This window comes from Ilyobacter sp. (assembly GCF_041583315.1).
GTDB lineage: Bacteria > Fusobacteriota > Fusobacteriia > Fusobacteriales > Fusobacteriaceae > Ilyobacter.
Genome location: NZ_JBFHGC010000061.1, coordinates 1 through 7,916, shown reverse-complemented (window position 1 = coordinate 7,916; position 7,916 = coordinate 1). Strand labels below are relative to the sequence as shown.

Genomic DNA, 7,916 nt, shown 5'->3' with positions numbered 1-7,916 from the left:
GATACTGGAAATCTTTTTAAAAAATTCAAAGAAGACAGATATCCGATTATTTTAGAGAGTCAGAAAGACCCTGGAAAATTGGGAAGATATAGTTTCATGATGTCAGAACCCTTTCTTGTGATAAAATCAAAAGAAAAAATTACAGAAATTTTGAAAAAAAGCACTAAGAAAATACTAAAGGGCGATCCCTTTGACGCACTCCAGGAGTACCTCGATAAATACAGGGTAACTGAAAAATCTCATATACCTTTTACAGGAGGGGCTGCAGGGTATCTGGCCTATGATCTCTGCCATCATATAGAATCCCTTCCGAGAACTGTCACACATGATGTCGATATCCCAGACCTTTTTCTGGGTTTTTACGACGGTATCCTGGCTGTGGACCACCTGGAAAACAAAAAATATCTCATAGCCCACGGATTCAACGAAGATGCAGATAAAATAATAAAAAAATTAGAGTCAAAAATAGAAAAAAAGACCGAAGAAACTGTCAGTAAAACATATGAAAAAGAACCTGTATTTCAAAGTAACATGGATAAAAGTTCCTATTTGGAATCCATACAGAAAGTGAAAGATTATATCTATTCAGGAGATATCTATCAGATCAACTTCACCCAGAGATTTCAGTGTGAGCTCAATAAGTCCCCCTATACCCTCTATGAGAGGCTCAGGTCTACAAATCCCGCTCCCTTTGCCAGCTATATGAATTTCGGCAAGGGAGAAATAGTCTGCTATTCCCCTGAAAGATTTATCCAGGTAAGAAACGGCATGATAGAGACCCGTCCTATAAAAGGAACAATCACCAGGGGATCTACTCCGGAAGAGGATGCAGAAAACAGAAAAACTCTTGAAACCAGTGAAAAAGACAGGTCTGAACTCCTCATGATAGTTGACCTCGAGAGAAATGATATAGGCAAGATCTCAGAAACTGGAAGCGTAAAAGTCACCGAACTTTTCAGTATAGAGGAATACGCCACTCTGTTTCAGCAGGTGGCAACCATAACAGGAAAACTAAAAAAAGATATTTCCACTGCAGACATCCTCAGAGCAACCTTTCCCGGAGGTTCCATAACTGGAGCACCAAAAATAAGGGCTATGGAAATAATAGACGAATTAGAGCCTACATCCAGAAATATTTATACCGGATCCATAGGTTATATTGCCTTTGACGGCAGTATCGATCTGAATATAGTCATACGTACCATTCTGTGCAAGGAAAACAAGGGGTATTTCCAGGTGGGCGGGGGTATAGTCTGGGATTCCGATCCTGAAAGCGAATATCAGGAAAGCCTTCTGAAAGGCAAGGCCTTGAAAGAGGCTCTTATGTGGAGGGGATAGTATGAATTACTTAAACGGAAAATATGTCAACACTCCCTTCTCAGAAGGGGAGCTCTACGGGACCGGGCTCTTTGAAACCATCTTTGTTTCAGCTAAAAAACCAGAGTATCTCCCGGACCACTATGAAAGACTTTACAAGGGGTGTCCCTCTTTAGACATTTCATTTAAAATCTCCTATGAGAAATTTAAACTAATTATAGAGGAGTACATAGAAAGATCAAAACTGAATAATTTCGCCTTGAGATTTACAATTTTAAAAAGGGGAACGGCTTATGACCTTTTAATGAGCAGCAGAGTAATTTCTTATACTGAGGAGGATTATCAAAAAGGATTTTCCATGAAAACCTCTGATTTAAGAAAGAACCCAACCTCTCCTCTCACCTATACAAAGAGCACCTGCTACACTGACAACTTAATCTCTCTAAAAAATGCAAGGTCTTCTGGATTTGACGAAGCTCTGCATCTTAATTTCAGCGATGAAGTATGTGAAGGAGCAATAAGTAATATTTTTTTCATAAAGGACGGGGTAGTTAAGACTCCCGCTATAAAGTGCGGACTCCTCCCTGGAATCATGAGGGGAAAGGTCATCGAAAAGCTGAAACAAAAAAACATTCCATTTCAGGAGGGGCGTTACTCTTTTTCTGAGTTTATAGAGGCTGATGAAGTTTTTATTACAAACTCCCTCACGCACGTAATGTGGGTCAACAAGATAGACAGTAAGACCTATTCAGAAAGGAAAAATACAGATATAATAGCAGACTTTTTTTATGACAGATAAAGAGGAGAGAAATTCCACTTTCTCCCCACTTATCTTATAAGTTCTAAATTTTTGGAGCCATTCTTCAGACTCTCTTCAAGTAATGTTCTGTCACTGGAATTTAAAAATTCAATAACATCCTGTGTAATGTCTACTCCTCCGTAAAAAGAGACCTCTTTGCTTATAACAATGTCATACCCCTTTTCCTTACCTACTATAACCGCTGCAATAGTTATATCACTTTTCAGAATATTCTGATATTCCAGATGAAGTTCCTTTAAAGAGTTTTCCATCTCATCATATTTTTCATCCAATTCTTCATTTTTTGATGTGATCTTCCTCTTCTCTTCTTGAGAAAGACTCCCATATTTTTTTAACTGTTCTCCCTCTTCTTCCAAAATTTTTATTCTTTCATCAAAAATAATCTTTTGATAATTTTTCTCTTTTTCTCTGAGGTCATTTTCAAACTCAAGTCTCTTTTGGTATTGATCCAATACTAGCCTTGGATCCATTACTGCAATATTCTGTGAAAATACACTCACATTTATAAGAAATAAAAATATATAAAAAAATAATTTCATAAAAACTACCACATCCTTCCGCTAACTTTTCTCCTCTATTAGACTGAATAATCGTTAAAAAGTCAATAAAAAAAACTGTTCTAAAAACTTAAAAAAATTTATTAATAGTATCTGCTGCATATTTTCAGAAATACAAAAGAGCGGAATTAACCGCTCTGCATGTAAAGTTTCATATATTTTTTTATTTCTTAGAGGCAGCTTTTCTGGCATTTCTTCTTTCCCATAAATCAGCCCCTTCAATCCCTAGTTTTTCCGGATGAAATTCAGGATTTTCTATCCCTTGAGCAATTTGATCTTCGTAATCTTTGAGACATATCAAGGCCGGCTTACGGAGAAGTATTATGGCTATAATATTTATCCACGCCATCATCCCCACTCCAATATCCCCTATAGCCCAGGCAAGACTGGCAGTTTTTACTGCGCCAAAATAAGTAGCCGCCAGGAAGAGCACTCTGAATATTGTTATATACTTAGTGTCTCCTTCTTTTTCTATATAAGCCACATTTGTCTCACCTATATAGTAATAAGCCATTATTGTTGTAAAGGCAAAGAAGAATAAAGCTACAGCTATAAATATATTCCCCACCCCTGGAAATACACTGTCTACAGCCGCCATCGTATACGCCGGACCTATTTCCACACCGGCAAGATTCTCTCTTATAAATCCTCCTGCTGGATTGTAAGTGTTATAATTACCTGTAATCAAAATCATGAAGCCTGTGGCAGAACATACAAATAGAGTATCTATATATACTGAAAAAGCCTGTACAAGTCCTTGTTGAGCAGGGTGTGATACTTCTGCTGCTGCTGCTGCATGTGGTCCTGTTCCTTGGCCGGCTTCATTTGAGTAAATACCCCTTTTTACTCCCCATGATATTGCCATCCCCAGTATCCCTCCAAAAACCTGGTTGGTACCAAAAGCTGACGTTATGATGAGTACAAATACCCTGGGAATTTCTGTTATATTCATTATTAGAATGATTACAGCCATTATTATGTAAGCTATGGCCATAAAAGGAACTACTATTTCAGCAACTTTACCTATTCTTTTTACTCCACCAAATACGATAATGGCTAAAAGGGCTACTATAAAAATTCCGCTTACAGTAGAAGATATTCCAAAAGCTCCTTCAAATCCTGAAGCGATACTGTTAGATTGTACTCCCGGAAGAAATACCCCTGCTCCGATTATAGTAGCTATAGAAAACAGGACTGCATACCATTTTATCCCCAAACCTTTTTCTATATAGTAAGAAGGTCCACCTCTATACTCTCCGTCCTTTTCCACCTTATAGATCTGCCCCAGAGCAGACTCTACAAATGCAGACGAGGCTCCTAAAAAGGCGATTGCCCACATCCAGAACAAAGCCCCGGGTCCTCCTAAGGCAATAGCTGTAGCGACTCCTGCAATATTACCTGTTCCTACCCTACCTGAAATAGATATGGCCAATGCCTGAAATGATGATATCCCTTTTTCCGAGGATCCACCTTTAAACAATAGTTTTACCATCTCTTTTATGTGCCTTACCTGCAAAAATCTTGTGACTATGGAGAAGTATATCCCTATACCCAAGCAAAGATATACGAGTGCTTTACTCCAAATTATGCTATTTAAAAAATCAACAGCATCTCTTAAATTCATTAAAAACCCCTCCCTTTTCACTAATTTTTCGTTCCTTACAATATATAAATTACTACATTTTTCATAAAAATTCCATTTTTATTATTAAAAACAGTTAAAATAAAAATTTAATTTGTATAATTTTTTGTATTTATTTCAGTTTTATATTTTTTCAAATTTAAAAAAATATAGGATTTTTGTTTGAATTTAGTGATATATATTGTAAAATTAAGAAAAGGAATTTTCAATGAAAAATACATCTTTGATCGACTTTTGTACCAATCCTGAAAAAATAGGGAGGTTATACAATGATAAGAAATGTGGTTTTTGATTTAGGACAGGTACTTTTCAGATTCACACCAAAACACTATTTAGAAAAGGAATTCAGCTCCGATAAAAGAGATTTAATATACAAAGAAGTTTTTAGAGATAAAGAGTGGGAGGACCTCAGCAGAGGATTAATAAATTCTGATGAAGCTGCAAAAAGAATTGCTTCCAAGTCTTCAATTTCCTATGAAGAAGCAAAAAAAATATTAAATGAAAGAAAAACTTTTATTACTCCTATAGAAGAAAATATTAGGATTTTAGAAAAATTGGATGATAACGGATACAAAATATTTCTTTTAGCCGACTTTCACGAGGATCTTTTAAACGAATATCTTTCTGAAATACCCATGCTTCAGCAAATTTACGGAAAAGTAATCTCTTCTGAAATAAACATGTTAAAATCTGAAAAAGAGATGTACAATTATTTTTTAAAAAAATATCAGCTTATCCCAAAAGAAACGCTACTCATCGACGATTCAAAACACAATATAGCAAATGCAACATACTTTGGTATAAAGGGAATTGTCTTAAAAAAACCCGAAGACCTGTCTAATGAGTTGGAAAAACTAGAAATGTTATAATTAAAATTTCATATTGATAATAAAAGAATCCGGCTTAAAAACCAAGCCGGATTCTTTTATTATTTCATCTCTTTTATTACGTCCACTATTGTACCATCTCTATACTCTACCACTGCCACTATTTTATCTCCGAATTCTATATCTTTCGGCTTTCCAGTCATGGATTCAGCAATCTCTTGCAGCTCTTCTATTGTTTTAATTGGAAGCTTAGAATCTTTAAACCTTTCAATCAGGTCTGTTCTTTTTGGGTTTATAGCTATACCCTTTTCTGTTACAAGGACATCTACAGTTTCCCCAGGAGTTGTCACTGTGGTAACTTTGTCCTTTATTACAGAAATCCTTGAATTTACAAGCTGAGAAACTATAATAGACAGTTGAGATCCTGCAGAAGTGTCACTATGACCTCCAGAACCTCCCATGATTTTACCGTCTGAAGTTGTCGTTACATTCACATTGAAATTAGTGTCCATCTCTGTAGCCCCTAATATAACAATATCTAGTTTATTTACAACTGCACCTTTATTATCAGCGTTTGCGTACATTGAGGCAGACATAGTTATATGATCTGGATTTTCCTTGGCAGACTTTATCGCCTCAAGGTCAAAACACTGGACATCAAAAAGTGATTTGAAAAGTCCGTCCTTGTACATATCAACTATATAACCGGTGATTCCACCAGAAGCAAAACTACCGCATATTTCATCTTTTTTCATCTGTTCTCTTACTTCAGCAGCTACAGCCAGTGAGATTCCCCCTGCACCAGTCTGAAAACTCATGCCGTTTTTAAAATACCCTGAATCTTTTATAAATTTTGAAGTAAGGGAGGCTATTTTAAGTCCTATTGGGTTTTTTGTGATCTGAGTGGTTCCAGATACAATTCCGTTAGGATCTCCGATCGCATCCACAACTACGACGTAGTCTATAAGTGTCTGGTCTATTTCAAATATAGGGTTTGGATACTCTACAAGGTTATCTGTTATTGCTACTGTAATGTCAGCACACTGAGCGTCTGAATGAGCATATCCCAGAGCTCCGCAGGCAGATTTCCCGTCTACTCCGTTTATATTTCCATATTCATCTGAAGTCGGGGCTGCTATGAAAGCAAAATCAACATTCAGGTCGCCAGATTCCATAATTCTGGCTCTTCCACCATGTGTGAGCATTACAGCAGGTTTAGCTAGCTTTCCAGCTGATATTGCATCTGCCACAGGTCCAGAGATGTAGGCGGCATATATTTGAGTCACCACTCCATTCTCTATATATTTTACGATATCTTTATGACACGGAAATATAGAGCTCGCTGCGATTGTTATATCTTTATATCCTCTCTTTGCGATTTCTTCCATCACCATGCTCAGGACATAGTCTCCGTTTCTCAAGTGGTGATGAAATGATATAACCATTCCATCTTTAAGGGGAAGCTTGTCCATGAGAGTTTCTAGCCCTCTATACAGCTTTTCGTCACCTGGCAGTACATTTTTAAATTTAAAAGCTCTTTTGGATTTTTCGCCCTTAGCGGCTAGGTAACCATTGTAATGTTTTACCTCGCCATACCCCTCTATATAATCGGGAATATCTCTTCCCAAAATATTTTTCATATTAAAGCACCTCACATATATATAATTATGTCCTATTAATTACTTTATAAGACCTATAAGTCTTGCTACGTCAAGAGTCTGCTTAGCTCTGTTTATTACAGGCAGATCGACCATTTTACCGTCCAAAGAGAATACTCCTAATCCCTCTTTTTCTGCTTCATCCTGTGCATACATAACTCTAAGTGCATAATTTATATCTGCTTCACTCGGAGAATACACTTCATGAATAGTATCTATCTGTCTTGGATTTATAGCCAGTTTACCACTGAAACCAAGCCCCTTCACTTTTTCTGTATCTGCTCTTAACCCATCATAATCATTTGTATCTGTAAATGGAGTATCTATAGCATCTATCTTCAATGCCTTACAAGCATTTACCACTTTAGTTCTGGCATAGAATATCTCTTCTGAACTTTTGGTTCTCTTTACTGCAAGGTCTGCAGCTAGGTCTTCTCCCCCCAAAAGTATAGCTTGTATTCTCGAGCTCGATTTTATCGTTTCATAGACTGTTTCCACTCCATAAGTAGTTTCTACAAGGCAGTGAATTTTTATACTCCCTTTCTCTAGCCCCTCTTCCTCTTCTATCTTGGAGAGTTTTTCATCCATAATTCTTACGTCCTCAGGAACAGCCTTCGGAAGTAGTATCGCATCTGGGTTCAGTCTTGCTATTACGTCTATATCTTCGTCTGCAAAAGGAGTAGAAAGAGGATTTATTCTAACAACTACTTCTACAGATGAATAGTCATTAACCTTAAGAGCCTCTCTTACCAATATCCTTGCTGCATCTTTTTCAGTAAGAGCTACTGCGTCTTCCAAATCAAGAATTATTGAGTCTGCTCCAAAATCAACAGCAGTCTGAAGCATACCAGGGTTATTTCCAGGCATGAATAACATACTTCTTCTAAGTTTCAATTTCAACACCTCTCAAATCATAATTTACAATTTAAACACAAAATTTTATTGAATGTAAAAACTGCTTGTTCCACAAAAAAATTTACCTCTCATTTACAAGATAACTTTTACAGTCCTCTCGTAACAGCAGCTTCAATTCTTGATTTAATAGTATAGTCAAGAGCTCCCTTATCCTGGGCTTTTACCACTACTGATGTTATC

The 7,916-nt window shown here is 36.7% G+C and carries 8 protein-coding genes; 3 read left to right on the top strand and 5 right to left on the bottom strand.

Annotated elements, in window-relative coordinates; genetic code table 11:
* Together pabB and ABZA26_RS03575 are read left to right on the top strand one after the other, a co-directional pair.
* Positions 1–1,338: aminodeoxychorismate synthase component I (gene pabB, locus ABZA26_RS03580; RefSeq protein WP_372713145.1), on the top strand; the 1,338-nt coding region annotated here is incomplete at its 5' end.
* Between the two features lies 1 nt (position 1,339).
* Positions 1,340–2,116 (top strand): aminotransferase class IV, encoded by a 777-nt coding sequence (locus ABZA26_RS03575; RefSeq protein WP_372713144.1) that lies wholly within the window; start codon positions 1,340–1,342, stop codon positions 2,114–2,116.
* Between the two features lie 29 nt (positions 2,117–2,145).
* Here ABZA26_RS03575 and ABZA26_RS03570 read toward each other — a convergent pair whose 3' ends face one another.
* Positions 2,146–2,607 (bottom strand): OmpH family outer membrane protein, encoded by a 462-nt coding sequence (locus tag ABZA26_RS03570; protein ID WP_372713143.1) that lies wholly within the window; start codon positions 2,605–2,607, stop codon positions 2,146–2,148.
* A gap of 250 nt (positions 2,608–2,857) precedes the next feature.
* Entirely contained in the window at positions 2,858–4,318 is a 1,461-nt protein-coding gene (locus tag ABZA26_RS03565) for an alanine/glycine:cation symporter family protein (RefSeq protein WP_372713142.1), read from the bottom strand.
* 287 nt (positions 4,319–4,605) lie between these two features.
* Between ABZA26_RS03565 and ABZA26_RS03560 the strand changes: the two genes are divergently transcribed.
* A complete protein-coding gene (locus tag ABZA26_RS03560) occupies positions 4,606–5,205 on the top strand; it encodes an HAD-IA family hydrolase (RefSeq protein ID WP_372713141.1) in 600 nt (199 codons plus the stop codon).
* Positions 5,206–5,264: 59 nt separating this feature from the next.
* Here ABZA26_RS03560 and citF read toward each other — a convergent pair whose 3' ends face one another.
* The 3 genes from citF to ABZA26_RS03545 form a co-directional block, all read right to left on the bottom strand.
* Entirely contained in the window at positions 5,265–6,803 is a 1,539-nt protein-coding gene (gene citF, locus ABZA26_RS03555) for a citrate lyase subunit alpha (protein WP_372713140.1), read from the bottom strand.
* Between the two features lie 39 nt (positions 6,804–6,842).
* Positions 6,843–7,724 (bottom strand): CoA ester lyase, encoded by an 882-nt coding sequence (locus tag ABZA26_RS03550; protein ID WP_372713139.1) that lies wholly within the window; start codon positions 7,722–7,724, stop codon positions 6,843–6,845.
* Positions 7,725–7,822: 98 nt separating this feature from the next.
* Positions 7,823–7,903 carry a hypothetical protein gene (locus ABZA26_RS03545; protein ID WP_372713146.1) on the bottom strand — a complete coding sequence of 27 codons (81 nt, stop codon included), beginning with the start codon at positions 7,901–7,903 and terminating at the stop codon, positions 7,823–7,825.
* Positions 7,904–7,916 lie beyond the last annotated feature (13 nt).